At 70.0% G+C, this 26,737-nt stretch carries 32 protein-coding genes; 15 read left to right on the forward strand and 17 right to left on the reverse strand.

Annotated elements, in window-relative coordinates; genetic code table 11:
* Positions 1-35: 35 nt before the first annotated feature.
* Entirely contained in the window at positions 36-386 is a 351-nt protein-coding gene (locus tag BM109_RS21895) for a type II toxin-antitoxin system RelE/ParE family toxin (protein WP_093347022.1), read from the forward strand.
* Complete coding sequence (locus tag BM109_RS21900; RefSeq protein ID WP_093347024.1) at positions 367-678, forward strand: helix-turn-helix domain-containing transcriptional regulator; 312 nt, start codon at positions 367-369, stop codon at positions 676-678. Before BM109_RS21895 ends, BM109_RS21900 begins: the two co-directional genes overlap by 20 nt.
* 63 nt (positions 679-741) lie before the next feature.
* Here BM109_RS21900 and BM109_RS21905 read toward each other — a convergent pair whose 3' ends face one another.
* The 6 genes from BM109_RS21905 to BM109_RS21930 form a co-directional block, all read right to left on the reverse strand.
* Positions 742-1,551 carry an AadA family aminoglycoside 3''-O-nucleotidyltransferase gene (locus tag BM109_RS21905; RefSeq protein ID WP_093347026.1) on the reverse strand — a complete coding sequence of 270 codons (810 nt, stop codon included), beginning with the start codon at positions 1,549-1,551 and terminating at the stop codon, positions 742-744.
* A 69-nt stretch (positions 1,552-1,620) separates the two neighbouring features.
* A complete protein-coding gene (locus BM109_RS21910; RefSeq protein WP_177239427.1) occupies positions 1,621-2,244 on the reverse strand; it encodes a hypothetical protein in 624 nt (207 codons plus the stop codon).
* A 22-nt stretch (positions 2,245-2,266) separates the two neighbouring features.
* The gene (locus BM109_RS21915) at positions 2,267-3,037 is read right to left on the reverse strand and encodes a DUF899 domain-containing protein (RefSeq protein WP_093347028.1); all 771 of its coding nucleotides are present in this window, start codon (positions 3,035-3,037) and stop codon (positions 2,267-2,269) included.
* Positions 3,038-3,066: 29 nt separating this feature from the next.
* Complete coding sequence (locus BM109_RS21920) at positions 3,067-3,729, reverse strand: Vgb family protein (protein WP_093347031.1); 663 nt, start codon at positions 3,727-3,729, stop codon at positions 3,067-3,069.
* Positions 3,730-3,777: 48 nt separating this feature from the next.
* On the reverse strand, positions 3,778-4,998 hold the full coding sequence (locus tag BM109_RS21925; RefSeq protein WP_093347033.1) for a helix-turn-helix domain-containing protein: 1,221 nt from the start codon (positions 4,996-4,998) through the stop codon (positions 3,778-3,780).
* A gap of 13 nt (positions 4,999-5,011) precedes the next feature.
* Positions 5,012-5,989 (reverse strand): AraC family transcriptional regulator, encoded by a 978-nt coding sequence (locus tag BM109_RS21930; RefSeq protein ID WP_256222706.1) that lies wholly within the window; start codon positions 5,987-5,989, stop codon positions 5,012-5,014.
* A gap of 126 nt (positions 5,990-6,115) precedes the next feature.
* Here BM109_RS21930 and BM109_RS21935 point away from each other — a divergent pair, with 126 nt between their 5' ends.
* The 5 genes from BM109_RS21935 (at position 6,116) to BM109_RS21955 (ending at position 11,270) form a co-directional block, all read left to right on the forward strand.
* On the forward strand, positions 6,116-6,820 hold the full coding sequence (locus BM109_RS21935) for a fumarylacetoacetate hydrolase family protein (protein ID WP_177239428.1): 705 nt from the start codon (positions 6,116-6,118) through the stop codon (positions 6,818-6,820).
* Between the two features lie 25 nt (positions 6,821-6,845).
* The gene (locus BM109_RS21940; RefSeq protein ID WP_093347036.1) at positions 6,846-7,724 is read left to right on the forward strand and encodes a polysaccharide deacetylase family protein; all 879 of its coding nucleotides are present in this window, start codon (positions 6,846-6,848) and stop codon (positions 7,722-7,724) included.
* 77 nt (positions 7,725-7,801) lie between these two features.
* Positions 7,802-9,052, forward strand: a complete 1,251-nt coding sequence (locus BM109_RS21945) for an MFS transporter (RefSeq protein WP_093347039.1) — start codon at positions 7,802-7,804, stop codon at positions 9,050-9,052.
* Positions 9,053-9,057: 5 nt separating this feature from the next.
* On the forward strand, positions 9,058-9,807 hold the full coding sequence (locus BM109_RS21950; RefSeq protein ID WP_093347306.1) for a sulfite exporter TauE/SafE family protein: 750 nt from the start codon (positions 9,058-9,060) through the stop codon (positions 9,805-9,807).
* A 41-nt stretch (positions 9,808-9,848) separates the two neighbouring features.
* The gene (locus BM109_RS21955) at positions 9,849-11,270 is read left to right on the forward strand and encodes an amidohydrolase family protein (RefSeq protein WP_093347042.1); all 1,422 of its coding nucleotides are present in this window, start codon (positions 9,849-9,851) and stop codon (positions 11,268-11,270) included.
* 18 nt (positions 11,271-11,288) lie between these two features.
* Here BM109_RS21955 and BM109_RS41275 read toward each other — a convergent pair whose 3' ends face one another.
* The gene (locus tag BM109_RS41275) at positions 11,289-11,648 is read right to left on the reverse strand and encodes a hypothetical protein (RefSeq protein WP_093347044.1); all 360 of its coding nucleotides are present in this window, start codon (positions 11,646-11,648) and stop codon (positions 11,289-11,291) included.
* Between BM109_RS41275 and BM109_RS21965 the strand changes: the two genes are divergently transcribed.
* Positions 11,648-12,703, forward strand: coding sequence for a hypothetical protein (locus BM109_RS21965; protein WP_143129234.1), 1,056 nt, complete (start codon positions 11,648-11,650; stop codon positions 12,701-12,703). The genes BM109_RS41275 and BM109_RS21965 overlap by 1 nt on opposite strands.
* A 117-nt stretch (positions 12,704-12,820) precedes the next feature.
* The gene (locus BM109_RS40865; protein WP_143129235.1) at positions 12,821-13,015 is read left to right on the forward strand and encodes a hypothetical protein; all 195 of its coding nucleotides are present in this window, start codon (positions 12,821-12,823) and stop codon (positions 13,013-13,015) included.
* Between the two features lie 3 nt (positions 13,016-13,018).
* Here the strand turns inward: BM109_RS40865 and BM109_RS21970 are convergent, their stop codons facing one another.
* From BM109_RS21970 to BM109_RS21990, 5 genes are all read right to left on the reverse strand, one after another.
* Positions 13,019-14,002 carry a Bug family tripartite tricarboxylate transporter substrate binding protein gene (locus BM109_RS21970; protein WP_093347050.1) on the reverse strand — a complete coding sequence of 328 codons (984 nt, stop codon included), beginning with the start codon at positions 14,000-14,002 and terminating at the stop codon, positions 13,019-13,021.
* A gap of 28 nt (positions 14,003-14,030) precedes the next feature.
* Positions 14,031-15,812: an FAD-dependent monooxygenase gene (locus BM109_RS21975; RefSeq protein WP_218159406.1), complete on the reverse strand. Its 1,782-nt coding sequence runs from the start codon at positions 15,810-15,812 to the stop codon at positions 14,031-14,033.
* A complete protein-coding gene (locus BM109_RS21980) occupies positions 15,809-16,399 on the reverse strand; it encodes a hemerythrin domain-containing protein (protein ID WP_093347053.1) in 591 nt (196 codons plus the stop codon). Before BM109_RS21980 ends, BM109_RS21975 begins: the two co-directional genes overlap by 4 nt.
* An 83-nt stretch (positions 16,400-16,482) precedes the next feature.
* The gene (locus BM109_RS21985; RefSeq protein ID WP_093347057.1) at positions 16,483-17,331 is read right to left on the reverse strand and encodes a helix-turn-helix transcriptional regulator; all 849 of its coding nucleotides are present in this window, start codon (positions 17,329-17,331) and stop codon (positions 16,483-16,485) included.
* A gap of 154 nt (positions 17,332-17,485) precedes the next feature.
* On the reverse strand, positions 17,486-18,358 hold the full coding sequence (locus BM109_RS21990) for an IclR family transcriptional regulator (protein WP_093347060.1): 873 nt from the start codon (positions 18,356-18,358) through the stop codon (positions 17,486-17,488).
* 86 nt (positions 18,359-18,444) lie between these two features.
* On the opposite strand from BM109_RS21990, the gene BM109_RS21995 reads away from it, so the two are divergent.
* Both BM109_RS21995 and BM109_RS22000 read left to right on the forward strand, forming a co-directional pair.
* A complete protein-coding gene (locus BM109_RS21995; RefSeq protein ID WP_177239429.1) occupies positions 18,445-19,152 on the forward strand; it encodes an NIPSNAP family protein in 708 nt (235 codons plus the stop codon).
* Entirely contained in the window at positions 19,152-19,751 is a 600-nt protein-coding gene (locus tag BM109_RS22000; protein WP_093347064.1) for an NAD(P)-dependent oxidoreductase, read from the forward strand. Before BM109_RS21995 ends, BM109_RS22000 begins: the two co-directional genes overlap by 1 nt.
* 18 nt (positions 19,752-19,769) lie before the next feature.
* On the opposite strand, the gene BM109_RS22005 is transcribed toward BM109_RS22000, so the two are convergent.
* The 4 genes from BM109_RS22005 to BM109_RS22020 all read right to left on the reverse strand — a co-directional run bounded on the left by BM109_RS22005 (position 19,770) and on the right by BM109_RS22020 (position 22,635).
* Entirely contained in the window at positions 19,770-20,186 is a 417-nt protein-coding gene (locus BM109_RS22005; protein WP_093347067.1) for a DUF1801 domain-containing protein, read from the reverse strand.
* A gap of 112 nt (positions 20,187-20,298) precedes the next feature.
* Complete coding sequence (locus tag BM109_RS22010) at positions 20,299-21,492, reverse strand: MFS transporter (RefSeq protein ID WP_093347070.1); 1,194 nt, start codon at positions 21,490-21,492, stop codon at positions 20,299-20,301.
* The gene (locus BM109_RS22015) at positions 21,489-22,307 is read right to left on the reverse strand and encodes an SDR family NAD(P)-dependent oxidoreductase (RefSeq protein WP_093347073.1); all 819 of its coding nucleotides are present in this window, start codon (positions 22,305-22,307) and stop codon (positions 21,489-21,491) included. The genes BM109_RS22010 and BM109_RS22015 overlap by 4 nt, the downstream gene beginning before the upstream one ends.
* 4 nt (positions 22,308-22,311) lie before the next feature.
* Complete coding sequence (locus tag BM109_RS22020) at positions 22,312-22,635, reverse strand: 2Fe-2S iron-sulfur cluster-binding protein (RefSeq protein ID WP_093347077.1); 324 nt, start codon at positions 22,633-22,635, stop codon at positions 22,312-22,314.
* An 86-nt stretch (positions 22,636-22,721) separates the two neighbouring features.
* Between BM109_RS22020 and BM109_RS22025 the strand changes: the two genes are divergently transcribed.
* Positions 22,722-23,720: a quinone oxidoreductase family protein gene (locus BM109_RS22025; protein WP_093347081.1), complete on the forward strand. Its 999-nt coding sequence runs from the start codon at positions 22,722-22,724 to the stop codon at positions 23,718-23,720.
* 24 nt (positions 23,721-23,744) lie between these two features.
* Here the strand turns inward: BM109_RS22025 and BM109_RS22030 are convergent, their stop codons facing one another.
* On the reverse strand, positions 23,745-24,233 hold the full coding sequence (locus BM109_RS22030) for a carboxymuconolactone decarboxylase family protein (RefSeq protein WP_093347084.1): 489 nt from the start codon (positions 24,231-24,233) through the stop codon (positions 23,745-23,747).
* A 263-nt stretch (positions 24,234-24,496) separates the two neighbouring features.
* Here BM109_RS22030 and BM109_RS22040 point away from each other — a divergent pair, with 263 nt between their 5' ends.
* From BM109_RS22040 to BM109_RS22050, 3 genes are all read left to right on the forward strand, one after another.
* A complete protein-coding gene (locus BM109_RS22040; protein ID WP_256222707.1) occupies positions 24,497-25,438 on the forward strand; it encodes an AraC family transcriptional regulator in 942 nt (313 codons plus the stop codon).
* 129 nt (positions 25,439-25,567) lie between these two features.
* On the forward strand, positions 25,568-25,933 hold the full coding sequence (locus BM109_RS22045; RefSeq protein ID WP_093347087.1) for a VOC family protein: 366 nt from the start codon (positions 25,568-25,570) through the stop codon (positions 25,931-25,933).
* A gap of 24 nt (positions 25,934-25,957) precedes the next feature.
* Positions 25,958-26,599, forward strand: a complete 642-nt coding sequence (locus BM109_RS22050; protein ID WP_143129237.1) for a hypothetical protein — start codon at positions 25,958-25,960, stop codon at positions 26,597-26,599.
* The last annotated feature ends 138 nt before the right edge of the window (positions 26,600-26,737 follow it).

Below are 26,737 nucleotides of genomic sequence, written 5' to 3' on the forward strand. Positions count from 1 at the left end.
ATCGGTGGGTTGACATTTTTCGTCTATAAACGAAAATGAATGCCTATAGCGTCGAGCACTATCTGACGGCGGACGAACACCGCGATCCCTACCTGGACTGGTTGCAGCGCCTGCGTGACAACCAGGCGAAGGTGTCGGTGATTCGTCGTGTAGCCCGGATCGAGCTGGGCAATTTCGGCGATCACAAGTTTTGCCGCGATGGTGTCTGGGAATTGCGTATCGACCTGGGGCCAGGCTACCGGGTGTACTACGCCCTGTCCGGCCATCGCGTGGTGCTGCTGCTGTGCGGTGGCGACAAGCGGACTCAGGAGACGGACATCGCCAAAGCGGTGATTCACTGGCAGGACTGGCAACGGAGAGCGGACGATGAGAAGCAAGCCCCATGACGAAGCGATGGCCGAGCTGTATCGCAGCGATCCGGCCCTCGCGCTCGAGGTCATCAACACCATCCTGGCCGACGGCGATCAGGCCGAGCTGCTGATCGTGCTGCGCCAGATGACGCAGGCATTCGGCGGGGTGCAGGCCGTGGCCGAGCAGGCGCAGCTGAATCCGACCCAGCTCTATCGCACGTTGTCGCCGAAGGGCAATCCTGCGCTCAGCAGCCTGTCGGCCATTCTCAGGGCCATGGGACTGCGATTGGCGGTGCAGCCGCTGGCGGTGTCTACGCCGGCCAACTGAACTCGTACGGTCGGAGCGTCGTGGACGGCCCCACGGACGGCAAGTCGATGACCGGCCGAATGTTCAGTGCGGCCCATCCCCTTGCGATGCCAACGCCCGTTCGACAGCCGGCTTGGCATACGCCACGAATGCCGCCACCTCCCCCTGCCGCGCCGCCAGATCGTCCTCCGCCCGCCCCAGGTAAGCCTCCCTCGCCCGCGCGATCAATGGCCGCAACGCATCGGGCAGCCGTTCGATCACCCAAGCCGCAGCCGCATCCTTCGAAGCAATGCCACCGGTCGCGGCACTGAACCAGATGCGCGCCAGCGCGAGCACCACGTTGCGCTCGTCGCCGTCCCAGTCCGCAGGTTCGTTCCAGATGCCGATGGTGTCGTGCAGCGCCTGTGCGAAGTCGCTCGCGGGTACCGGATCGAACAGGGTCTCGGCGGCAGGGCCGATCAGCGGGACGCTGTGCTGCCTTGCCTTGGTCAGAAGGATCGCGAGGTCGCGGTCGAGCTCGGGCGCGTCGAAGACGCCAGCCTTCAACTGGTCGCGCAGCCATTCGCCGAACTGCAGTTCGCGCCGCGCCGGGTAGCGCCAGGGCAGCACCTCGTCGCGCACGACGATCGTCACTTCCAACGGGCGCAGCGCCGCGTCGGTGCCGGGCGAGGCCGACACCGAGAGCAGGTCGGTCATCAGCGCCTGCCGGGTCGCGGCCGTCAGCGGTGCGATCACGCAGACCAACAGGTCGATGTCGCTCTCGGGCTGGAGGCCGCCGTCGACGGCCGAGCCGAACAGGTGCAGCGATTCGAGGGTGCCGGCCAAGTGGCGTTCGAGCACGACGCGGGCGAGCGAGAGTTGCGGTGCGATGTCGATGGGGAGCCATGCGGTCATCGGGCTATTCGAACGTCGGCGCATCGCAGTTGCAATCGTGCACCTGCTGGCCCAAGGGGTTTTCGCCCCTCAGCGCAGCGCGATCAGCAGCAAGCCTGTAGCCGCCAGTGCCGCGGTCCAGCCGCATTTCAGCGCCCGCCCTTCGAACCACCGCGGATGCCGCACGATGCCGCGGCATACGCCGGTCGCGATCAACCCGGTGGCCAGCAGCATCGCCGCCGTGTGTACCGCGACCGCGGCGAGCGCCAGCGCCATCGAGCCCGATGCGGTGATGGCCCGCGCGGGGTCGCCGGTGAGGCACAGCGGCACGAGCGCGGGCACCAGCATGAGTCCGGCGCCGTGCGCGGTCGCCATCACGAAGGACCAGCCCGCGAGGCCTGCATGGCCGGCTCGCAAGCCGATGGTGGATCGACTGCTGCGAAACAACCGGTAAACCGCCGCGCCTAGAAGCACCGCACCAGCCAGCACCTGCACCAGCGCACGGTCCAGCCACAGCCCCTGCGCGACGACCAAGGCCACGATCGCGACCGATGCGAAATGCCCGACGGCGATCGGCAGCAGCGCGCGCCGTGCCCTGCCATCGTCACGTGCCTGCACGCCCCACGCCGCGGCAAACATCCAGCCATTGGCCGGACTCAGGCCATGGAAGGCGCCGAGTCCCGCGACGGCCAGCCAGGGCCAGAGCGCGGTCATGGAGCATGCCTCGCGTCGGGTCTCAGCCGCGCGATCCGCAGCACGCATGCGCCGCGGGCCGCGCCTCGTAGCGGTCGTGATGCCGCACCCACGCCATCGTGTGCTCGAGCCCTTCCTCGTCGCGCCCCTTGGGCACGAGGTCGATCAGCGGATAGGCGCCCATCATCACTTCCACGCCGCGGCCATAGCGCGAGTAGGTGTGGAACACCTGGCCCGACCCGTCCTTGTAGAACACGCTGATGCCCGGCGCCTCGGCCTGCGGAAAGGGCTGCATGGCGAAGTTGTAGTAGACCGAGCCGCTCGCGAATTCCTCGGGTGTGAAGCTGACATGGAAGTCGTGGTTGAAGTCGTTGCGCGCCGACGAGACCCACTTGAACCGCCAGCCCATGCGTTCGCGAAAGCGCTCGATCTCGGGCAGCGCATTGCGCGAGACCACGAGCAGCGTGACGTCGCGCGCGGCCAGGTGCGGAGCGGCGCCGTCGTTGTGGTCGGCCATGTACGAACAGCTCGGGCAGCCCTGTTCCCAGCCCGGCGCGAACATGAAGTGCTGTACCAGCAGTTGGCTGCGGCCCTCGAACAGGTCGGCCAGCGCGCGCGGGCCGTCGGGCGTGTCGAAGACGTAGTCCTTCTCGACACGCACCCAGGGCAGGGCGCGGCGTTCGCGCGCGATCTGGTCGCCCAGTCGCGTGAGTTCCTTCTCGCGTTCCAGCAGGGCGCGGCGCGCCTCGGTCCATTGCGTCCTGGAGACGACGGCGTGGTGCGCCGTGCCTGCTTCGGTGGTCGTTGCATTCATCGGATGCTCCTTGCGTGAGGTTCGGTGGATCAGTGCGCGGGCCGGCGCACCGCGCGGACCTTGCCGCTCGGGCCACCGCCGCAGTAGAAGAGGCCGGCACCATCGGACTCGAGCCCGCTGACACCGGTGCCGCGCGGCATCTCGAGCCGCTCGAGCACCTCGCCGCTGCGCGGGTCGATGCGGCGGATGTCGCTCTCCTCGGCCTCCCAGGTGCCGTGCCACAGCTCGCCGTCGACCCAGGTCACGCCGGTCACGAAGCGGTTGCACTCGATGGTGCGGCGCACGGCGCCGGTCGCGGGATCGATCTCGTGGATCTTGCGGTCGCGGTACTGGCCCACCCACAGGCTGCCCTCGGCCCAGGTGAGGCCCGAGTCGCTGCCCTGGCCGGGCGCGGGGATCGAGGCCAGCACCTGGCCGGTGGCGGGATCGATCTTGTCGATGCGGGCCTCGGCGATCTGGTAGAAATGCGTGCCGTCGAAGGCCGTGCCGGCATCGCAGGTGCGGTCCAGCGCCTTGGTGGTCTCGCCGCTGTCGGGGTCGAAGGCCACCAGCTTCTCGCCGGTGGCGGCCCAGACGCGCTGGCCGTCGTGGGTCACGCCGTGCACCTGGGTGGCGCCCGCGAAGGGCCCGTACTCGCGCACGATCTCGGCCGCCCGGGCCCTGGAACTGTCGTGGATGGTCTTGGCTGTCATGGTTGGCTCCTTGGGAGGGCACCGGACATCGGCGCCTTGGAGACAACTCTATGCAATCGCGAGCGTGGAGGGGAGTAACAAGATCGTCGTGAAACCGGCCAGCGGCGGCGCCAGCCAGCGGCGCGCGCGGGTCTGGCCGATGGCGCGCACGCGGCCCTCGGCCTCGAGATCGGCCAGCGCGCGCTGCACGGTGCGCTGGCTGGCGTCGAGCGCGAGTGCCAGCGCCGAGGTCGACCAGGCGGCGCCGTCGGACAGCAGCGCGAGCAGCGCGGCTTGCTCGCCGGCGATCGGCGGCGCCAGCACCGAGACGGGCCGCTCGTCGTGCGGCCGCAGCACGAAGCCGCGCGCGCTGGCCTCGATGCGCGCCAGCGGCTTGACGAGCGCGCGCAGCCGGCCGATCTCGACGCGCAGACGCGCGCGGTGGGTCTCGTCGGGGTCGCGCGTGCGGAACACCTGCGCGATCAAGGCTTCGCGATCGACGTCGCCGGGCCAGGCCTCGGCCAGCGCGAGGGCGAGCGCGAACAGCACCGGCCGGCGCGCCAGCGCGCGCCACGTCGTGCCCGCGCCCACGGCGCGGCGGCAGGCATCGACCACCAGCGTGCCCGAGTCGAGCAGCGCCTCGACCTCGTCGAGCTGCAGCATCCGTTCGCCACCGGCAAAGCGTTGCCGCGCGGCGGGCCGGTCGAGCGCGGCGCGCGTGTCGACCACCTCGGCCAGCAGGGCCGGCACGCCCGCATGCTCGGCGGCGATGCGCGCACGGGCCAGGGCTTCGCGCGCGGGTGCGGTGCGCAGGGAACGCAGCGCCAGCTCGGCGGTGGCGAGCTCGGCCACGGCCGCGAGCGAAGCCGGCAGGCCCTGGCCGTCGAGATGGTCCAGCGCGTCGCGCGCCTCGTCGAGCCGGCCGAGCAGCAGCGATCGCCGCGCCGCGATCAGCCAGGCCTGCAGCGCGTTGGCGGGATCGGCATGCGCCTCGAGCGTGGCGGCCGCCGCCAGCAGCGCGCGCGGCGAGCCGCCGAGGTCGCGCATCGCCAGCGCCACCTCGGCCTCGGCGACCACGCAGCGCGCGCGTGCCAGCGCCTCGTGAGCGCCGAAACCACGCGCGGCGCGCCGCAGCAGTTCGCGGGCGCGCGCATGGTCGCCGAGCTGGGCCATGGCGATGCCGCGCAGCGCCAGCGCCGGCGGATCGTCGCGCAGCGCGACCCGCTTGAGCGCGCCGAGCGCATCGCCCGCGGCCAGCGCGCGCGCGGCGGCGGCGATCAGGGAGTCCATCGAAGCGGCGCCGCTATTCGATCCAGGTCCGCGCGCCCACGCCCTGGTACTGGCGCCGGTAGGCCGAGGGCGTGGTGCCCACCACCTGCCGGAACCGGCGCGCGAAGTGGGCCGGTTCGGCGAAGCCCGTGCTCTCGCCGATCTCGGCCGCCGAGGTCGAGGTGAAGACCAGCAGCGTCTTGGCGCGGTCGATGCGCCGTTCGGTCACGATCTCGAGGAAGGTCTTGCCGGTCTCGCTCTTGAGCAGGTGCGCCAGGTGGGTGGCCGACACGTGGCTGGCCTGCGCCGCGTCGCCCAGGGTCAGTTCCTGCGCCAGGTTCTGCGTGATGTAGCGGATGCAGCGCAGCACCGCCTGCTTGTACGACTGCAGCACCAGGCCCTGGGCCTCGCAATGGCGGAAGTCCTCGCCGTAGCGCCGCCACACCATGCCGATCAGGTTGAGCAGGTGGCCGCGGATCAGCAGGTGGCTGGCCGTGTCCTCGCCCGAGGGCCGCTGCGCCTCCTGCGTCATGCGCTCGCACAGCGCCTGCAGCGCTTCGGTCTCGGCCGCGTCGAAGCGGAAGTCCAGGCAGTGCTGGAAGCGGAACGGCGCGAGCTCGGGCGCGCGCGCCAGCGGCACCTCCGACAGTTCGAACACGTCGAGGTCGAGCGAGGGCAGCAGGTAGTCCTTGCTGATGTTGATGATGTGGAACACGCCGTCGGGCGCGTTCGGGATGTAGTGGACCAGGAAGGGCAGCACGAAGCTCACCGTGCCCGGACCGATCGGGCGCTGGCCGCCGCCGATGTAGTGCGTGGTCTCGCCGCGCGTGTTGACGTAGATCTGGAAGTACTCGTGCCGGTGCGGCACCGGGTTCGGCAGGATGTTGGTCTGGTCGTGGATGCCGAAGTAGGCGCGCTGTGCCCGCGTGGCCATGGTGTAGTTGCCGATGGCGGGGCGTGCGGCACCGGAGCGCGGCAGGGGCGGGTCGATGAGGGAGGGCGCTGGTTGCATGGCGGGCCTGGCACGAGGAATCGCAAGGATTGCATATCTTTGCGCAAGCCTGTGCGTTGAGGCCGAAGGGCCTCGTTCCTAGACTCTAGCCACTCCTTCCACAACCTTCCAGAGAGACAAACCGCAATGTCCCCCAGCCCAGCGCCCGGCGCCGCCGACGCCCTCCAGGTCGCCCCCATCTCCATCGACATCGTCGGCAGCGACCGGCAGTTCCCCGTGCGCCGCGTCTACTGCGTGGGCCGCAACTACCTGGCCCACATCCGCGAGATGAAGGAGGGCGACGAGCGCGATCCGCCGTTTTTCTTCCAGAAGCCGGCCGATGCGGTGGTGACCGATGGCCGCGTGCCCTATCCGGCGCTGACCGAGGACTTCCAGTTCGAGTTCGAGCTGGTGGTGGCGATCGGCAGCGAGGCATCGAACGTCTCGCCCGACACCGCGCTCGACCATGTGTTCGGCTACGCGGCCGGCCTCGACATGACGCGCCGCGATCGCCAGCGCGAGTGCAACAAGCGCGGCCTGCCGTGGGAGCAGGGCAAGTCCTTCGACCATTCGGCGCCCTGCGGCCCGATCCACCCGGTGGCGCGCGTCGGCCACATCCGCTCGGGCGCGCTGAACCTCGCGGTCAACGGCAGCGTGCGGCAGGATTCGGTGCTCGAGAAGATGATCTGGAACGTGCACGAGATCGTCAGCGAGCTGTCGAAGCAGTACCGCCTGCTGCCCGGCGACCTGATCTTCACCGGCACGCCCGAGGGCGTGGGCCCGGTGCAGCGCGGCGACCGGCTCACGGGCCGCATCGAGGGGCTCGCGCCGCTGCAGGTCGAGATCGTCTGAACGCACAAGGCCAAGGAGACACCGCATGAAACCGCTCGAACGCATCGCCTATTCGGCCATCGCCGACCGTCCTGCCCGCCGGCTGCCCGGCGGCAAGCGGCTCGCCGTCTGGGTCATCGTCAACGTCGAGGAATGGAACATCGACGAGACCATGCCGCGCACCGTGCTGACGCCGCCGGCCGGCGGCTCGCCCATGCCCGACATCCCGAACTGGGCCTGGCACGAGTACGGCAACCGCGTCGGCTTCTGGCGCATGCTCGAGGCGATCGACGCGCTCGGCATTCCCGCCACGCTCGCCATCAACGGCTCGGCCATCGGGGCCTACGAGCCGATCGCCCGGGCGGCGAAGGCGCGCGATTGGGAGTTCATCGGCCACGGCTTCGGCCAGCGCAACATGCAGAAGGTGCCCGACGAGGCCGAGGACATCGCCAAAACCACCGAGGCGATCCGCGCCTACACCGGCAAGCGGCCGCGCGGCTGGCTCGGCCCGGGCCTCACCGAGACCTGGCACACGCCCGACATCCTGGCCGAGCAGGGCTACGAGTACGTCTGCGACTGGGTGCTCGACGACCAGCCGGTGGAGCTGAAGACGCGCAACGGCGGCCACATCGTCAACGTGCCCTACACGCAGGAATGCAACGACGTGGCGATGATGCTGATCCAGCACCACAAGGCCAGCGAGTACCGCGACCGCGCCATCGACCAGTTCGAGCAGCTCTACGCCGACGCCAGGGATTCGGCGCGCGTGATGGCGCTGGTGGTGCATCCGTACATCATGGGCGCGCCGCACCGGCTGCGCTATTTCCGCGAGGCGCTGGCGCACATCCGCGAGCGCGAGGACGTCGGCTTCTTCACCGGCGAGCAGATCCTCGACTGGCATCTCGCGACGCGCAACGCCGCTTGAGACTTGCCCTCGGCGCGCGGCGCCGGGGCTCCCTTTCCCAGAACAAGAGTCTCGCCCCGGCGAGAAGGAGACAGACCGTGCATTCCACCACCTCGGCCCTGCCGCTGGCCGGCGACGCGCGCCGCGAGGCGCCCATCAGCGGCCTCGAGATCGCCATGTTCCTGGTGCTGCTCGCGTCCTACGCGCTCAATGCGATGGACCGGCAGATCTTTCCGCTGATCGCGGCCGACGTGCGCCGCGAGTTCGGCTTCGGGCTGGCCGACACCGGCCTGCTGTCGACCATCTTCACGCTCGGCATGGCGGTGGCCGGCGTGCCCACCGGCTACCTGCTGGCGCGGCTGTCGCGCAAGACCGTGCTGCAGATCGGCATCGCCATCTTCTCGCTGGGCACGCTGCTCACGGCCTACTCGCACGGCTTCGCCGACATGATCGCCTACCGCGCGGCCACCGGCATCGGCGAGGCGATGCAGCTCACGGTGGTGATCGCGATCGCGGCCAGCCATTTCGCGCGCTACCGCGCCACGGCCGTGGGCGCGATCAACTTCTCGTTCGGCATCGGCGCGATCGTCGGACCGCTGCTCGGCGGCCACCTGATCGGCGCCGAGCGCGACTGGCGGCTGCCGCTGGTGGTGTTCGGTGTGGCGGGCTTCGCGGCCATGGCGCTGATCGCGCTCACCGTGGGCCGGCGCATGACCGAGAACGTGGCCGCGGCCGACACGCGCGCCGACCAGCGCGGCGCCGAGCGCATGTGGAACCGCAACACCGTGCTGCTGACCGCGATGAGCGTGATCGGCGGCCTGTGCATCTACGGCTACCTCGGCATGTACCCGACCTTCCTGCGCGAGCACCTGCACTACACGCCGGCCGACACCGGCCGCGTCATGAGCATCTTCGGCTTCGGCGTGTTCGCCTCCATCTTCGGCGGCTGGCTCGGCGACCGCTTCCATCCCAAGCTGGTGCTGTCGCTGAGCTTCGTCGGCACCGGGCTGCTGGGCTTCCTGCTGTTCTCGGGCCCCACCGGCATCTGGGTGCAGTCCGCGCTGTCCTTCGCCTGGGGCCTGGTGGTCAGCGGCGTGCTCTACGTGAACCTGGCCGGCTACCACATCAAGGCCGTGCGCGCCGCGCTCACCAACCGCGCCACCGGCGTGTTCGTCACCACGCTCTACGGCGCCGGTGCCTTCGCGGGCTACATCATCGGCGCCATCGCCGCGCGCCTGGGCTGGGGCTCGGCCGGGTTGCTGCAGATCACGCTGCTGGCGGCGCTGGGCGTGGTGCTGACGGCGTTGCTGCGCACCGACCGCATGTCGCTGCCGGCGCGCAAGCCGTGACCACGGTGTTCGAATGGGCGCTGCTCGGCGGCGCCGCGGCGCTGGCCGGCGCGCTCAACGCCGTGGCGGGTGGCGGCAGCTTCCTCACCTTGCCGGCGCTGGCGCTGGTCGGCGTGCCGCTGGTGTCGGCCAATGCCACCGGCACCGCGGCGCTGTTGCCGGGCTACCTGGCCGGGGCCTGGGCGCTGCGGCGCGAGCTCGCGGGGCCGATGTCGCCCTCGCTGCTTCGGCTGGGCGTGCTCTCGGTGCTCGGCGGCGCGGCGGGTGCGGCGCTGCTGCTGTCGACCTCGAACCAGGCCTTCGGCCGCATCGTGCCCTGGCTGCTGCTGGCCGCGACGCTGCTGTTCGCGATCGGGCCTGCGCTGGTGCGTCGGCGGACCGCGGCCGCCACGCCGGGGCGCGCCTGGCTCGCCGACCTGGGCATCGTGGCGGTCGCGGTCTACGGCGGCTACTTCAACGGCGGCCTCGGCATCCTGCTGCTCGCGGTGCTCGGCGCGCTCGGGCATGCGGACATGGGCCGCATGAACGGCATCAAGAACTTCGTCTCGGCCATCCTCACGCTGATGGCGGTCGCGATCTACGCGGCCAGCGGCGCGATCGTCTGGACCCACGCGCTGTGGATGGCGCTCGGCGCCACGGCCGGCGGCTATGCGGGCGGCACGGCCGCGCGGCGGCTGCGGCCGGAGCTGGTGCGTGGGTTCGTGGTGTTGACGGGGCTCGCGATGACCGGGGCCTTCTTTCTCAACGCGCGCTGAGGCGCGCGATCCTTTTCCTCACTTCCTCACCGGGACAGCCCATGCAAACCAGCAAGAGAGACTTCATCCGCCTGGCCGGCGCCCTGGCGGTGGCCGCCACCGGCGCGCCAGCGCTCGCCACTCCGGCCCGGGCCAGCCGCGGCAGCTACCTGATCCGCAACGGCGCGGTGATCACGGTCGACCGCGCCACCGGCACCCTGCCGCGCGCCGATGTGCTGGTGCGCGACGGCACCATCGAGAAGGTGGGCCGCGGCCTGCGCGCGCCGGGCGTCGAGGTGATCGACGCCACCGACCGCATCGTGATGCCGGGCTTCGTCAATTCCCACTACCACCTGTGGAGCGCGATCGGCCGCAGCTTCACGGCGCGCGACGGCTTCTCCTACTACCCGGCCAAGGGCGCGACCTCCACGCTCTACACGCCCGAGGACTTCTACAACAGCGTGCTGCTGGGCTGCGCCGAGCTGGCCCATGGCGGGACCACCACCGTGCACAACTGGTCGCACAACACGCGCTCGCCGGCCCATGCCGACGCCGAGCTGCGCGCGCACCGGCAGTCGCTGCTGCGCGCACGCTATTCCTACGGCCACGTCGACCAGATGCCGGCCGATGAACTCAACCGCTACGAGGACCTGGCGCGCGTGCGGCGCGACTGGTTCTCCGAACGCTCGCCGCTGGCCGGCCTGGTGCACCTGGGTCTGAACCTGCGCGGCCCGCAGCAGAGCACCGAGGCCGTCTTCCACGAGGAGATGAAGTTCGCCAAGGCCAGCGGGCTGCCGGTCGCGATCCATGCGCCGCAGGAGGCGCCCAACAACGTCGATGCGCTCGACTACGAGCGGCGCGGCTACCTCGGGCCCGATTTCATGATCGCCCACTACGTGCCCGCGAGCCCGGCCGACCTCGCGGCGCTGGCGCGCACCAGGACGCCGCTGAGCTTCGCCACCCATTCCGAGCTGCGCCTGAGCGGTACCGGCGACGCGCGCGCCGCGCTGTTCGCGATGCGCGCGGCGGGCCTCGCGGTCTCGCTGTCGAGCGACGCCACCTCGATCGCGCCGCCCGACATGTTCGAGGCGATGCGCTTCACATGGAACCTCGGCGTGCCCTGGGCCGGCACGCCGAGCGCGGGCGCGAAGCCGGTGGGCGTGCACGAGGTGATCGAGATGGCGACGATCAACGGCGCCATCGCGCTGGGGCTCGGCAATGTCACGGGCTCGATCGTCGAGGGCAAGCGTGCCGACATCATCCTGGTGCGCACCGATGACCTCAACATCGGCCCGGTGGGCAACACCGAGACCGCGATCGTGCAGAGCGGCAGCGCCGCCAACGTCGAGACCGTGATGGTCGACGGCCGCATCGTCAAGCGCGGCGGCCGTCTGGTGGCCTACGACACTCCGGCCATCATGCGTCGCGCACGCCAGTCGGCCGAGCGGATTCGCGCGGCGGCGGGGGCGGCCCTGCAGTCCTGAACACAGCGCCCGCCCATTTCAGACCGCCGCACCGGCCTGCGAGGCGACGGCCTGGTCTTCCTTGGCGCCTGGCAGCGCCAGCAACTCTCGCTTGGCGACAGCCAGCACTTCATCGGAGCGCTTCGGATCGGTGATCACGCGCGACACGATCACCGCACCGATCATCGCGGCAACGGTGGGCGCGGCGATCGTACTCATCGACTTCTTCGTGGCGCAGGAAAGCAAGATCCTGCTGCCTGCCGCGTCCGAGCTTGGATCGTTGCGAGCACGCCACTGAGCGGAAAACGGCAGGAACGACTCTGAGATGATGTCGAGGGGGTCACACCCCTTGAAGCTGATGACGAATGTCAGCGCATATAAGAACCTGAGGAGCTCCAATGTCGAAGAATGGAAAAGGGCGGGTCGCCCTTTCGGTTTGTCTTGCCCTGTCGATTTCTGCGTGTGGAGGTGGAGGAGGCGGCGGTGGAGGGTTTCCCGTACTGCCCGTGACGACGCCACCCACGTCGGGCTCGGATACGCCACAGGCGGAGACGCCGGTCGATCCGCCGAAGCCTCCCATGGCGACGACGCGCTACACCTTTGCGTTGGGAGATGCCGGGCTCGCCGGCCTGGATCCGCTTTTGACGGAGCTCCAGACTCCCAAGTTTTCGGGGCAGAGACTTTTCTATCTGCTTCCGATTTCCAGCGCGGGCGGGGCGCTCCGAGGGGTGTATTGGGGTGTAGAAAAAACCGAATATGTTCATCGCCTGGCTCCCGCATCCGACGCCGTGGACCTTTCCAGGCTGCAGGCCCTCGGTGCAGAAGGCTACAAGCTCAACTCGATGGCAAGGCTCCTTCTTGAGCCCGGAGCGGGCCGTGTCCTCTTCAGCAAGGACACCGCGGCGAACATCAAGTACGAATACGCCGATGCAGGTGCATTTCCGATGAAGGACTCGGACAAGCCGGAATTCCTGGCGTCCTTGAACAAGATGGGAAGCGATGGATATTGCAATGTCGAGGTCGGGATCGATACGACAGGTGGCACGCCACAGATACGTGCACGGGTCGTGCGCGAACAACCGACGACTGCTCGCTGTTCCTTCACATTGAACCCCGTTGCAAAGACCTATGAGGAGCGCGTTTCCCAGGGAAACCGGCTAGGCGCTGACGGCAAGATCTTCTTGACGGACATTCCCACCGCGACGACGGAGAGCTTGTACGTTCAAGACACGGCTCAGAAGACGGTGTTCAAGCATCACCTGACGAAGCTGGATCTGAAGGGTGGCGCGGCGATCGGTTTGAGCGATCCCGAATACCAGAAGGCATTCGTTGCCCTGTTGAACGAGGAGGGAAGCAAGGGCGCGTTTCCCAGCAACATTGGCGTGGAGGAGACTCGGAGCAATCTTGTTTTCACTACCGCCTACGATTGCACCGGCCTGCTCTGCCATTACTGAAATAAGCGCCCGCCTACAAGTGCCGTGCTCCGGCACTGACGGGTTCCCACCCGCCCGGCCCCCACCATCGGTCCCCATGCGCCGGGCCTGTTGCCCGGCAAGCACCAGGAGCCGCACATGACGAAAAAAATAGGATCGCTGGCAGCCGGTGCTGCCCTGTTGGGATCGTTCTTCCTCGCGATCCTCGCGCCCATGGCGTGGGCGGTGGAGAAGGACGATGCCGCCGGCGCCACGGTCATCCAGACCGCCGCGCCGGCCTGCGAGGCCACGGCCGCGCACGACGGCGTCTTCACCAAGACCTGCCTCAAGTAGCCGTCATTCGGCCTTGATGCCGCGCTCGCGCACCACGCGGCCCCACTTGGCGGTCTCGGACTGGATGTACTGGGTGAACTGCTCGGGCGTGCCGCCCACCGGGTCGATGCCCGCCTCGCCGAGCTTGCGCCGGATCTCGGCCGGCGCGATGGCTTTGAGATAGGCCGCCTGCAGCGCCTGCACCACGGCGTCGGGCGTGCCGGTGCGCACGGTGAAGCCCTGCCAGCCCTCGACCTCGAAACCCTTCACGCCCTGCTCGGCCACGGTCGGCACCTCGGGATAGGCCGCGATGCGCTTGGCGCCGGCGGCGGCGATCGGGCGCAGCCGGCCCGACTCGATGTGCGGCCGCGCGGTGGCGCGGTCGAGGAACATCAAACCCACCTGGCCGCCCAGCAGGTCCTGCACCGCGGGGCCGCCGCCCTTGTAGGTGATGGCCACCAGCTTCATGCGGGTCTCGCGCGCCAGCAGTTCGGTGGCGAGATGGTGCGTGGTGCCCACGCTCGGCGAGGCGTAGTTCAGGCCTTCTGGGGTGCGCGCCGCCAGCGCGATCAGTTCCTGCAGGTTGCGCACCGGCAGCGTGTTTGGATTGACCACCAACAGGAAGTCGAACTTCGCCGTCATGGTCACGGTGCGCAGGTCCCTGAGCGGGTCGTACGACAGCTTGTCGAACATCGCGGGGTTGACCGCGTAGGTGGTCATGTCGCCGAGCAGGAAGGTGTGGCCGTCGGGCGCGAGCTGCTTGGCCACGGCGGTCGCGCCGATGATGCCGGAGGCGCCCGGGCGGTTGTCCACGATCACCGGCTGGCCCAGCACCTCGCCCATGCCGGGGGCGACCAGGCGCGCGAAGAAGTCGGTGCCGCCGCCGGCCGGGTAGGGCACGATCAGGCGGATCGGCTGGCTGGGCCAGTTGCCTTGGGCAGCGGCGCCGAAGGCCGCGGGGGCCAGGGCGCCGGTGGCCAGGAGCGAAAGCAGGGTGCGTCGTTGCATGGTGGCTGTCTCCTCGTTCGTTGGAATGTCAGGCCGCGAGATCGCGCTGCAGGATCTTCGCGAAGGCCGCCGCGAGCTGGCCGTGCGCGCTGTCGCCGCGGCCCATGGCGCGCCAGGCCACGTGCTGGTCGGGCCGCACCAGGATCGCGCCGTCCGACGAGACGCCGCGCAGGCAGCGCCAGGTGCCCTCGAGGTCACGCACCGCGGCCGTGTCGTGGATCTCGACGATGTCCACCGGCAGGCCGGCACCATGCGCCAGCGTGGCCGCGGCATCGGCCCAGGCCGAGCCCTGGCGGCCGGTCAGCAGCGTGAAGCGGCCCGGGCGCACCAGGTCGAGCGTGGAGATCTTCTTCCCGTCGCGCTCGAGCCAGGCATGCGGCAGCCGGTGGCCGGGCCGCGTGGTGGGCACGTAGGTCTGGCCCAGCGGATCGCGCTCGGGCGTGGGCGTGCCGTCGGGCATCACCGCGCCGAGCTCGTAGTGGTAGCCGAGCTCGATGTCGTGCGCCTGCCATTCCATGCGCTGCACTTCCATGATCTGCGCGAGGCGCGCGCGCCGCGTGCGGCCCTCGGCGTCGTCGGCGAAGTAGCGGCGGAAGTTCGCCTGGCTCAGCTCGGCGTTGCCGCGCACCAGGCCGATGCCGGCATCGGTGAGCTGGTGGTTCTGGAAGGTCATCAGCGCCCACTGGATGTTGAACGCGGCCACCGGGCGGCGCTCGGCCTCGTAGCTGTCGAGCAGGCTGTCGTGCGCCTCGCCCTTCAACACGGCCGCGAGCTTCCAGGCCAGGTTGTGCGCGTCCTGGATCGCCGAGTTCAGGCCCAGGCCGGTGGTCGGCGGATGGCGGTGCGCGGCATCGCCCGCGAGCAGCGCGCGGCCCCAGCGGTAGCGGTCGACCAGCACGCCCTCGACCGTCCAGTGGCCGATGCCGATGATGTCGGGATGCAGGTCGGGGATCTTGAGCAGCTCGCGCATGCGCGGCAGCAGCGACGACTCCTCGAAGCGCGAGGGATCGTCGGGCCGGAAGCTGAAGTGGAACATCCACTCCTCGGAATGCCGGCCGAAGCGCGTGGGCCCGAGCTGGCCCAGCACGCCGCTGGCCCAGGAGCCGCCCTCGGGGTTGACGAACCAGGTGGTCATCGAGTGGTCGTCGTCCCAGTACTTCGAGAGGTCGGCGCGGAAGTAGACCGTGACCATGTGCGCGAGGTCGGTCGCGCCGCTCATCGCCGCGCCCAGTGCCGGGCCCACGGTCTTGCCGCCGTCGGCGCCGATCAGGTACTTCGCGCGCACGCGGTATTCCTCGCCGCTGTCGCGATCGAGCACGCGCGCGGTCACGCCGTTGTCGTCCTGCTCGAAGGACTGCAGCTGGTGGTGGTAGCGCACCTGCGCGTTCGCCTCGGCCGAGGCCAGCTCGCGCAGCAGCGGCTCCATGCGCACCTGCGGGTAGAGCGTGGATTCGCAGGGGCTGTCCTTCGCATAGTGCTGCGCGAGCGAGCCGCCGCCGAAGGATTCGATGCGGTAGAAGGTGCGGCGGTCGAGCTCGCCGTCGCCGGCCAGCGTGGTGCACCAGCGGATGTGAGAGATGTGGGCCAGCGGCATCGAGCGTTCGTAGACGCGCTCGGCCACCTCGAACTGGCGCAGCAGCTCCATGGTGCGCTGGCTGATGTAACGCGCCTTGGGCAGCCGGCCCGGCGCCGGATGGCGTTCGATCAGCAGGCTGGCGATGCCCTGGCGCGAGAGGAACAGCGAGGCCGCGAGGCCGCAGCCTCCGCCGCCGACGATGAGAATGGGAACGTCGATGTCTTGCATGGTCATTTCTGGAGCGTGGGATCGGGGCAGGAGGTGCGGGCCGTGATGCGCGCGAACAGCGCGCGGTGGCCCTGCGTCATCGCGGCATCGGTGTCGCCGCGCTGGCGCGCCAGCGCCTCGGCGAGTTCGCGCCAGTCGGCGGGCGAGAGGTAGTCGGCCGCTACCGGCAGCACATAGCTTTCCTCGACCTCCATGTGGCCAAGGTAGACGGTGGCATGCGTGTGCAGCAGCAGCTGGAAGGATTCGCGGTGCACCTCGCCCATCAGCTCCCAGGCGGTCAGCGCATGCTCGAGCTCGCGCACCGAGGACTCGCCGCGCTCGTGCTCGGCCTCGAGCCGGGCCAGCACCGGGCGCAGCGCCGGACAGCGCTCGCGGATCTTCGGAAACAGCAGCTCGCTCTCGCTCGCGTGGTGCATGCGCGCGGGCATCTCGTCGAGGTAGAACAGCATGGCGCGCAGCTCGTCGAAATCGGGCCGGCGGGCCGAGCGGCGCGCCTGCTCGACGCTGTCGCCCAGGGCCCGCAGCACCGTCGCGAGGGCCTGGTGATCCTCGAGGATCAGCTGGACGGCGGAGGGTTGGAGCAGGGGCGGCATCGGTGCGACTCGGGCATGGCCTCATTGGGGCACAGCCGGGCGCCGGGGTCAGTCCCGCTGCAGGGGACGCGTGACGTCGCGCTCTAGTGCAGCGCGCGCGAGGCCATCGTCTGGAAGCGCTCCGCGCTCCAGCGGCCCCAGCGCGCGAGATACCAGGTCAGCAGCTCGCGTTCGCTGCCGATCACCAGCCGCTGGTAGGCGCGCTTGCGGTAGGTCTTCACGGTCTCCTCGCTCACGGCGAGGTCGAGCGCGATGCCGACCGACGACAGCCCGTAGAGGATGCGCGCGCAGACCTCGGCCTCGCGGCGCGGCAGCGGGCTGGTCGCCACGATGCAGTTCTCGATCTCGTCGAGGGTGGTCAGCGCCTGCGCCACGTCGGGCCGGCTCTGGCAGACGTCGGCGTGCTTCGAGAGCATCGCCAGCAGCAGCTCGGCCGCCTGCGCGAGGCGCTCGATGCCGTCGTGCGCGAACGGCGTGTGCGGGTCGGCGCGCAGCACGCTGAGGCCGAAGGCGCCGTTGGTGCCGCGGCCGCACAGCAGGATGCGGTCGCGCACGTGCGGATAGACGCGCGGGCGCAGGGCGTCGTATTCGTGGTCGCTGAAGTCGACGTGGATGATGGTCGCGGCCGCGCCGTCGACGCGGCGCTGGGCTTCGGTCATGGCCGGGTCGTGCTTCCACAGGCCCTGCTTGACGTAGCTCTCGACGCGGTCGCGCGCGGTGCGCTCGGGCTGCACGCAGCAGGCCGCCACTTCGCGCAGCTCGTCCTGGCCGAGGCGGAAGGCCGCGAAGTGATCGGCGCCGCACAGCGCATGCAGGTAGTTCGCGAGCGCGGGCGCGAAGCGCTCGCTGCCCATGCCGTCGACCAGGCGCGCGAGCTGCGCTTCCGAGGTGGAGGCGACCGGGGGCCGGTCCTGGATCGTCACCGTCATCATCGTTGTCTCCTGGGGGGCTGCCATGCGCCTTCGAGGGCGCTCGCTGCCCGGACTTCTGTGTTCCGGGCAGGTTTCAAATTCCGTAATCAGATTACGCTCATCGAAATCCTGACTGTGTGAGGAGAAACCCTCCGCTGCGCTGCGGCAGGCGGTTTCAGCCCCAGCCCATGCGGCGCGAAACGTCCTCGGCGCGCGCCGACAGCACGGTCGCCACATGGCCGTCGAGCCGGGTGTCGATCAGGCCGGCCGAGCCCATCACGGTGATCACGCCGGCCACCGCGCCCGCGTGGTCGAAGATCGGCGCCGACACGCCGTGCAGCCCCGGATTGAGGTCGCCCTGGATGCGCGCGAGCTTGCGTTTGCGCACCGACTCGAACAGTGCGTCGACGTCGGCGCGCGTCATCCTGCCGGCGGCCGGGTTCGGCGTCGCGCCCGGATGCGGCACGCCCGAGAGTTCGCGGTCGATCAGCGGCGCCGTCACCGAGGCCGGCAGGTAGGCGCCGAAGATGCGGCCGGTGGAGGAGGTCAGCATCGGCATCACCGAGCCGGGGCGGCCGCTGATGATCAGCGCGTCGTTGGTCTCTTCGAAGCGCACGAAGGTCGGCCCGGCCGCGCCCCAGACCGCGAGGCCGACGGTGAAGCCGAGCTCGTCGCGCAGCTCGCCGAGCGTGGGCGAGGCCACCTGCACCACGTTGAGCCGGCGCAGCGCCGCGAGGCCCAGCCGCACCGCCAGCGGCCCGAGCCGGTAGCCGCCGCTGGCGGCATCGCGCTCGGCCAGCCCGTTGCGGCAGAAGCTCACGAGGTAGCGGTGCGCCTTCGGCGGCTGCATCTCGGCGCGCTCGGCCACGGTCTTGAGCATCAGCGGCGCGCCGGTGTCGATCAGCGCGGACAGCACGCGCACCGCGGTGTCGACCGCCTGCACGCCGCCCGCGTCCTCGTCGCCGGCACCGGCACCGGGGCCCGCGCCGGTCGTCTCGTCGGCGCCATGGCCGGACTTCGCATCTTTCAGGGGGGAGGGCGGGACCATCCGCACGAGACTAGCACGCGCATAGTCGCTGCCTGCCCCCCTGCGGCGGGACAGACAGCCGCCGCGCCATGGCTATGGTGGCGGCCATGATCCATGAGCTGCGCCTTTACTCGGTGGCACCGGGCCGCATGGCCGACGTGCACGACCGCTTCAATCACCACTTCCCGGCCCTGTTCGAGAAGCACGGCGTCGATTGCGTCGCGCGCTGGCAGGCCGTGGCCGGCCCCGACGCGCCGCGCTTCGCCTACCTGATGGCCTACCGTGACTATGCGCACCGCGAGGCCGTGTGGGCCAGCTTCTATGCCGATGCCGAGTGGTGGCGCGTGCGCGCCGAGACCAACGCGGGCCACGAGATGGTGGAGCGCCACGACCTGTTCTTCCTGAAGCCGAACGCAGCCTGGCCGGCGCTCGCGGCGGCCGAGGCCGCGGAGCCCGTGGGCGGCCTGCACGAGCTGGTGCAGCAGCAGATCGCGCCCGGGCAGAACGCCAACGCCAATGTCTTCCTGCACGAGACCTGGCTGCCGCGCGTGCGCGAGGCCGGCGCGCGCGTGCTCGCCGTGTGGGACATGGCGGCCGGCGCCGGCATGCAGAAGATCGTGCTGCTCTATGCCTGGCCCGATGCCGCGGCCTGGCATGCCGGCCGCCAGCGGCTGGACCGCGATGCCGCGCTGCAGGCCGAGTTCGCGGCGCAGCGTGCGCGCCATGGCACGGCGCTGTTCCAGCGCGCCGAGGTCAACCTGCTCGAACCCGCGCCGGGCGCGACCCTTCGCGCCGGGCTCGGCCGCATCGCCTGATGCCGCCGCTGAAGATCGCGCTGGTGGGCGGCAGCGGGCGCGTCGGGCGCCATGTCGCGCTCGAGGCCGAGCGGCGCGGCCACCTGCTGCGGTCGTTGCCGCGCGCCGAGTTCGATGTGTTCGATGCGGCCGCGCTCGCGCGCGGGCTGCAGGGGCGGGATGTGCTGGTCAGCGCTTATGGCGCGCCGGCCGAGCTGGCGCAGCTGCTGGTGCGCGCCACGGCCTCGATGCTGGAGGCCGCGCGCACGGCGGGCGTTGCACGCATCGTCACCGTGGGCGGTGCCGGCGGCCTCGCGGTGGCGCCGGGCCGGCGGCTGGCCGACACGGCGGACTTCCCGGCCGAGCTGTTGCCCAAGGTGCGAGCGCACGAGGAAGCGGTGGCCCTGCTCGCGGCCTCGGAGCTCGACTGGACCTGCCTCGCGCCCGCCGCGCGCATCGCGCCGGGCGAGCGCAGCGGCCGCTATCGTTGCGCGGTCGGCGCGCTGGTCAGCGATGCGCAGGGCCGCAGCGGCATCTCGTATGCGGACTTCGCCTGCGCGCTGGTCGACGAGCTCGAGGCGCGGCGGTATCCGCGGCAGCTGGTGGGCATCGGCGACTGAGCGTTCGTCCGCGGCGGACTATGCCGGGCGCTTCGCCTTCGCCGCCTTCTTCGTCACGTTGAACGCCACCGCTTCCTGGATCAGCGCCTTGAAGGCCTGCGCATCGACCGTCTCGCCTTCGCCGATGTCGATCGCGCGCCGCGCATTGCCCTCGAGGCTCGCGTTGAACAGGCCGGCCGCATCCGCGAGCGAGGCGCCCTTGGCGAAGGTCAGCTTCACCTTCGCCTTGTACGACTCGCCGGTGCAGACGATGCCGTCGTGCGACCAGGTCGGCGTGCCCATCCACTTGAGTTCCTCGACGATCTCCGGATCGGCCTCCTTGATCAGTTGCCGCATGCGGCCCAGGGTCTGGGTGCGCCAGTCGCCGAGCTCGGCGATCTTCTGGTCGATCTGCGCGGAGATCGCGGGGTCGGTGCCCGACTCGGATTTCTTCATGGGTGCTCCTGGCTTTTTTCCATGAGGCCCGGCGGATCCGGCGCCCCTGCGTGGGAACGCATTCTGCATACGCGCGGCGCATGCCGAAAAAAAGCACCGCAGGCGCGCGACTTCAGCCGGCCGGGCGCGGATTCGCCGCCGCCCGCTGCCGCAAGCTCAGCGCGAAGCCCGCGCCGATCGCCAGCAGCGCGGCCGCGCAGGCCAGGAACACCGGCCGCGTGCCGATGCGGTCCACCGCCGCCGAGGCCACGGCCACGCCGAGCGCGATGCCTAGGAACATGGTGGAGGCGAACAGGCTCACCGCGGTGCCGCGCAGCGCGGGCACCATCTGCGTGGCATGGGTCTGCAGCGTGCCGTGCAGCGCGTAGAAGCCCAGGCCCGCCACCAGGCAGGCCGGCAGCGCCAGCGCCCAGTGCCGGCCGAGCGCGAGCGCCAGCCAGCCCAGGCCCAGCGCGATGCCGCCGCCCAGCACCAGCCCGCCTTCGCCAAATATCGTCAGCAGCCGGCGCGCCGCGAAGGCATAGAAGAAGCCACCGACGCCGTAGAGCGCCACCACGCCCGCCGCGCTCGAGAGCCCGAGGCCGTATTCGCGCACCAGGAAGGCCGGCAGGAAGGCCAGGCCCGAGAAGGCGAAGGCACCCTCGGCCATCACCACCAGCAGCATCCAGCGCGCCCAGGGTTCGGCCAGCACGCGCAGGATGTCGCGCAGGTGCCCATGGCCGTGACCGGAGGGCGCGCGCACCGGCTCGGCGCGCACCTCGCGGTTGAGGCTGATCGCGAGTCCGCCGACGCAGAACACCACCGCGAGCAGCGCGAACACCGCGCGCCAGCCCAGCCATTCGGTGAGCACGCCCGACACCCACTGCCCGGCGATCATGCCGCCCAGCGACAGCATCAGGAAGCGCGCCAGCACCGGCTGCCGCTCGGCGTAGGGCACGGTGTCGCCGACCCAGGCCAGCACCAGCGCGATGATGCCGGCCGCCGCGGCGCCGGCGAGGAAGCGTGCCACCACGAGCATCTCGAGGCTCATCGCCGCCAGCGCGAGCAGGTTGCCGGCCACGCAGCCCAGCGCCGCGAAGCCGATGGTGCGGCGCTTGCCGAAGCGGTCGCCGAGCGGGCCGAACAGCAGCTGCAGCAGCCCATAGGCCACCGCGTAGACCGACACCGTGAGCGCCGCGCGGCCGGTGGTGACGCCGAAGGTCTGCGCCAGCGCGGGCAGCATCGGATCGCAGACGCGCATCATCGCGCTGCTGCAGCAGTGCACCGTGGCCAACGCCGCCAGGCCACCGGGCCGCACGCGGGTCATCGGGCCTGCGCGTCCTGTTTCTCGAAGCCGGGGCGCGGAATCAGCGACAGCCAGGCGGTGCTGAGACCGCCGTCGACCAGCAGGTCCTGCCCGTTCACGTAGCCCGAGCGCGGGCTGGCCAGGAAGGCCACCACCTCGGCGATGTCCTTCGGTCCGCTGATGCGTCCGGCCGGCACGATGGCCTCGCGCCTGGCGAGCACCTCGGGCTGGGTGTAGATGCCTTCGGTGAGCGGCGTGCGCACCATCGCCGGGCTCACCACGTTGCTGCGGATGCGGTGCTCGCCGAGCTCCACCGCCAGCAGCTGCGACAGCATCTTCACGCCCGCCTTGCTGATGCTGTAGGGGCCGCTGTAGGGCTGCGGCACGCGGCCCGAGATCGAGGCCACGTGCACCATGCTGCCGCCGCCCGCGGCGATCATCTGGCGGCCGAAGGCCTGCGCGCACAGCAGGAAGCCGTCGAGGTTCACCGCCATCAGCCGGTGCCAGCGCTCGATGTCGATGTCCATCAGCGCCGCGGCGTAGATCGTGGCCGCGTTGTTCACCAGCACGTCGCAGCGCCCGAGCTCGCGCTCCACCGCGGCCGCGGCGCGTTCCACGTCGGCCTTGTCGGTGATGTCGCAGCCCAGCGCGATCGCGCGCGCACCGCTTTCCGCGATGTCGGCCGCGGCGCGGGCCGCGCCCGCTTCGTCGCGGTCGAGCAGCGCCACCCTGGCACCCACCGACGCGAGCTCGCGCGCGATCTCGATGCCGATGCCGCCGGCCGCGCCGGTGACCACGCAGACCTTGTCTTCCAATTGCAGCCAGTTCGCGGTCATGGCGTCAGACCTGCGGGTTGGCGATGCGCAGCACCAGGCCGTCGAGCGCCGCGCTCATCACGAGCTGGCACGAGAGCCGGCTCATGGCCTGGCGCGGCGCGGCCGTGTAGTCGAGCATCTGGTCCTCGGTCGAGGCCATGGCGGGCAGTGCGTCCGCGGGGCCGTCTTCCACGAAGACATGGCAGGTGGCGCAGCTCAGCGAGCCGCCGCAGTCGCCGACGATCTCGTCGATGCCGTGGTCGCAGGCGGCGCGCATGAGGTTGGTGCCGACGGGAACGTCGACGTCGCGGCGGGCGCCGTCGGCGCAGATGAAGGTGGCCTTGGTCATGGCGCCACTGTCGGGCGCGCTCGCCGTGGTGTCAGTCCCCTCGGAGGGGACGGGCGCGGCGCGGCACTCCTGCGCACACTCGCGGCATGCAATCCATCGCCATCCATCGCCACGGCGGACCCGAGGTCCTCGAAGCCCTGAACCTCGAACTGCCGCCGCCCGCGCCGCGCCAGGTGCGCGTGCGCCACACCGCCATCGGCCTCAACTTCTCCGACATCAACGTGCGCAACGGCGGCTTCTACCTCGGCCGCGGGCCGCGCTTCCCCGTCATCCTCGGCAACGAGGCGGCCGGCGTGGTGGAGGCCGTGGGCGCCGAGGTCACCGAATGGCGCGCGGGCGACCGCGTGGCCTATGCCGGCACCGGCGGCCTGTTCTTCCAGGACACCGGCGCCTACGCCGAGGCGCGCAACCTGCCGGCCGATTGCCTGGTGCGGCTGCCCGACGACATCGACGACCGCCAGGCCGCCGCCATGTTGCTCAAGGGACTGACCGCCTCGGTGGTCATCCACCGCTGCCACCGGCCGCAGCCCGGCGACACCATCCTCGTGCATGCCGCCGCGAGCGGCGTCGGCAGCCTGCTCGCGCAATGGAGCCGGCACCTGGGCGCCACCGTGATCGGCACCGTCGGTTCGCAGGCCAAGGCCGAGTTCGCGCGCGCGTACGGCTGCGACCACACCATCCTCTACCGCCAGGAGGACTTCGTGGCCGCCACCAAGCAGCTCGCGCCCCAGGGCCTGGCCGCGGTGTTCGACGGCGTCGGCAAGGACACCTTCATTCCATCGTTCGACTGCATGCGCCCCTTCGGCGCCGTGGTGAACTACGGCAACGCCTCGGGCCCGGTGCCGCCCTTCGACCTGATGCTGCTGGCGCAGAAGGGCTGCCTCGCGCTGCACCGGCCGGGCTTCGGCTTCCACGCCATCACGCCCGAGACCCGGGCCCAGGCCTGCGGCGAACTGTTCGACCTGGTGCGCAGCGGTGCGCTGAAGGTCGAGGTGAGCCGGACCTACGCGCTGGCCGATGCGGCGCTGGCGCATGCGGACGTGGAGCAGGGGAGGACGGTGGGGTCGGTGTTGTTGATTCCTTGAGATGGCGCTGCATCGCGGTCCCTGTCACCTGCTTCCCTGCGATGGCTTGGTGCCCGCTGCACGCCGCTCGGCAAACAGCTCCGACAGCACCTGCGAGGCCCGGATCGCCTTGGGGAAGCCCGCCGGCACCGTCACCATGTAGATGATCTCCTTCAGCTCGTCTTCGCTCACGCCGATGTTCAGCGCATAGCCGGCGTGGACCTTCATGAACACCGGCTCGCCGATCGCCGCGAAGGCGGCGACGGCCGCCAGTTGGCGCGTGCGGTTGTCGAGCTGCGTGCGCGACCACACGTCGCCCAGGGCATAGGCCTCGGTCGCTTCGGCCAGGAAGGGGAACTCCTGGCGCATGCGTTCCAGATTCGATTGCGTCTGCCCCTTGTTCAGTTGCAGCACGGTGGCATTGCCGCGCTGCGCGCGCTCCTGCGTCGTCTGCGAGAGGGCGAGGGTGGGGAGGCTTCCGAGCAGCAGAACGGCAATGGCTGTGCGCGCGAAGGTGGGGATGCGGATGTTCATGAGGAGGCTTTCAAACACGGGCGGTGGGGCGCACGACGATCTCGTTCGCGTCGATGTCGGCGGGTTGTGCGATCACGTGGGCGACGGTGTTGACGATCGCCGCCGGCTTCGGTGCGATCGGGTGATAGGTCTTTGCCGCCTCGGCGCGATGCTATGCAGCGAAGGAAGGAAGCAGCAGGCCCGTTCCTCCACGATCGTTGCCTATTCCTATTTCGGGTGATGCCTTTGTACGCGATGCATCGGCGTCCCCCTACGATGAAGCCATGCTTCTGGAACGCGAACGGCGCATGAGCGCCTTGCTGCTGCGGCTGGCGCCCCACGAGGGCTATACCCAATCGCTGCTCGACGGCGTGCGCTTCCTGCGCTCCGACCGGCCGGTCGCGCGCACTCCGGTGCTCTACGAACCGAGCATCGTCATCGTGTGCCAGGGCCTCAAGCGCGGCTATCTCGACGGCCAGGTCTATCGCTACGACGCACAGCACTACCTCGTGCTGTCGGTGCCGCTGCCGTTCTCGTCGGAAACCGATGCCAGCCCCGAGCATCCGATGCTGGCCGTGTCGATCCGCCTGGACATGACCGCCGTCGCCGATCTGGTCATGGCGCTGGCCGAGGCGGGCAAGCACCCGGCCGCGCCACCGCAGGGCATCGTCTCCACGCCGCTCGACGAACCCTTGCAGGATGCGACGCTGCGCCTGCTCGACGCCCTGAGCTCACCGCTGGAGGCCAAGGTGCTCGCGCCCGCCATCGTGCGCGAGATGTGCTATCGCGTGCTGATCGGCGAGCAGGGCGGCGCCATCCGTGCGGCACTGGGACAGCAGGGGCACTTCGGCCGCGTGTCGCGGGTTCTGCGGCGCATCCACGTCGATTACTCGCAGCAGCTGGACGTGAGCGGCATGGCGCGCGATGCCGGGCTCAGCGTGGCCGCCTTCCATACCTACTTCAAGACGGTCACGCGCACCTCGCCGATCCAGTACATCAAGTCGATCCGGTTGCATCAGGCACGGCTGATGATGATCCGCGACCGGCTGACGGCGGCGGCCGCATCGGCGCGCGTGGGTTACGAAAGCCCGTCACAGTTCAATCGCGAATTCAAGCGGCTGTTTGGACGCAGCCCCGGGGAAGAGGCGCGGTGCATGGCGGTGGCGTTTTCGTTGTTTCCGGCGGTGGAATTTCGGGCCGAGGGGGAGGCCGGGAGGTCGGGTTGAGGCGAAGCCTTTCTCGACGTGTTCAAGCGTCGGCTGGAGCGGCATCCTTAGCTCATGATCGAGCTTGCCGCAGGCAAGGCACGCGTTAGCATCCCGTTCGACCGCAACCACATAGCCCCGGGAGGCACCATGGAACTTCACACCGCGCGAATCTTCGTCCAGGACCTCGGCGATGCCGCCCGTTTCTACGAACAGACACTGGGCCTGCCGCTGAAGGCCGACGGGCGCGAACATGGCTACTGCGTGTTCGGCTCGGGGCCGTTGAGCCTGGTGGTCGAACGTGTCGACGAGGACGCCCCGACGGAGGACCAGGTGCTCGTGGGACGCTTCACGGGGTTGTCCTTCGACGTGAAGGACATCGATGCGAAGTACAAGGAACTCTCGTCGCTCGGCGTCGCGTTCAGCGGACTTCCCGAGCGGCAGCAATGGGGCGGGATTCTCGCGACGCTGCGCGACCCGGCGGGCAACGAGATCCAGATCGTGCAGCAGCCCTGACGGCCCCACCCAAGGAAAGAAAACGTGCCGAAGAAATTCTTCAACCTGCGCTTCGACAGCGAATCTCCTCAGGACTCCGTGGGCGGTGCCTATCTGGCGCCCGAGGGCCAGGGCCTGCCGTGTTGCACCCAGTGCGATCGGCAGATGATTCCCTTCCTCCAGTTCACGCTGCCTCGCGCGGCCGAGCTTCCGTTTGTCGACGGAAGCAGGCTGTCGGTGCTGATGTGCCCCGAGCACAACGAGATCCCGAGCTTCGAATCCTTCGAAGCGTTGCCGCCGGCCTATTGGGACCAGGGCGAAGGCCACTGGTTCGCATCGCTCGAGAAGCCGCGGGCCATGCATCGCGTGCCCAGTCCCCCCGTTCTACAGACCGCCGAACTCGTGATGGCCGATGCGCCCGACGACGAGTACTACCGCATCGCGGTGGGTGGCGAGCCCGAGTGGGTGCAGGACGAAGAAAGCTTCACCTGTTCCTGCGGTTCGCCGATGGAATTCGTTTGCCAGGTCAGCGACAGCTTCCAGTTTCTCAAGCTGCCCGATGCACCCGAGCAGCCCGACGGTTCTTCGGCCCGAGGCTATGTGCTGTTTCTGAGCAACGAGGTCTACGTGTTCGCATGCGCGCGGCAATGCGATCCGCGGGCCGTGTGGGTCACGGTGCAGAACTGAGCGCGCCCTCTCTGCGCTTGCGCGCAGCCGTGGCGTCTGCCTAGCCGCCCGAGCGCCGTCGTCCTACCTGCTCGTCCCCCTTGTTTTCCTAGAGTGCATTCACTGCAGCCGCACAGGGCGGCTCGGTGACAAAGACAC

It is taken from the genome of Variovorax sp. PDC80, from assembly GCF_900115375.1.
In the GTDB taxonomy this organism is placed as follows: Bacteria; Pseudomonadota; Gammaproteobacteria; order Burkholderiales; family Burkholderiaceae_C; genus Variovorax.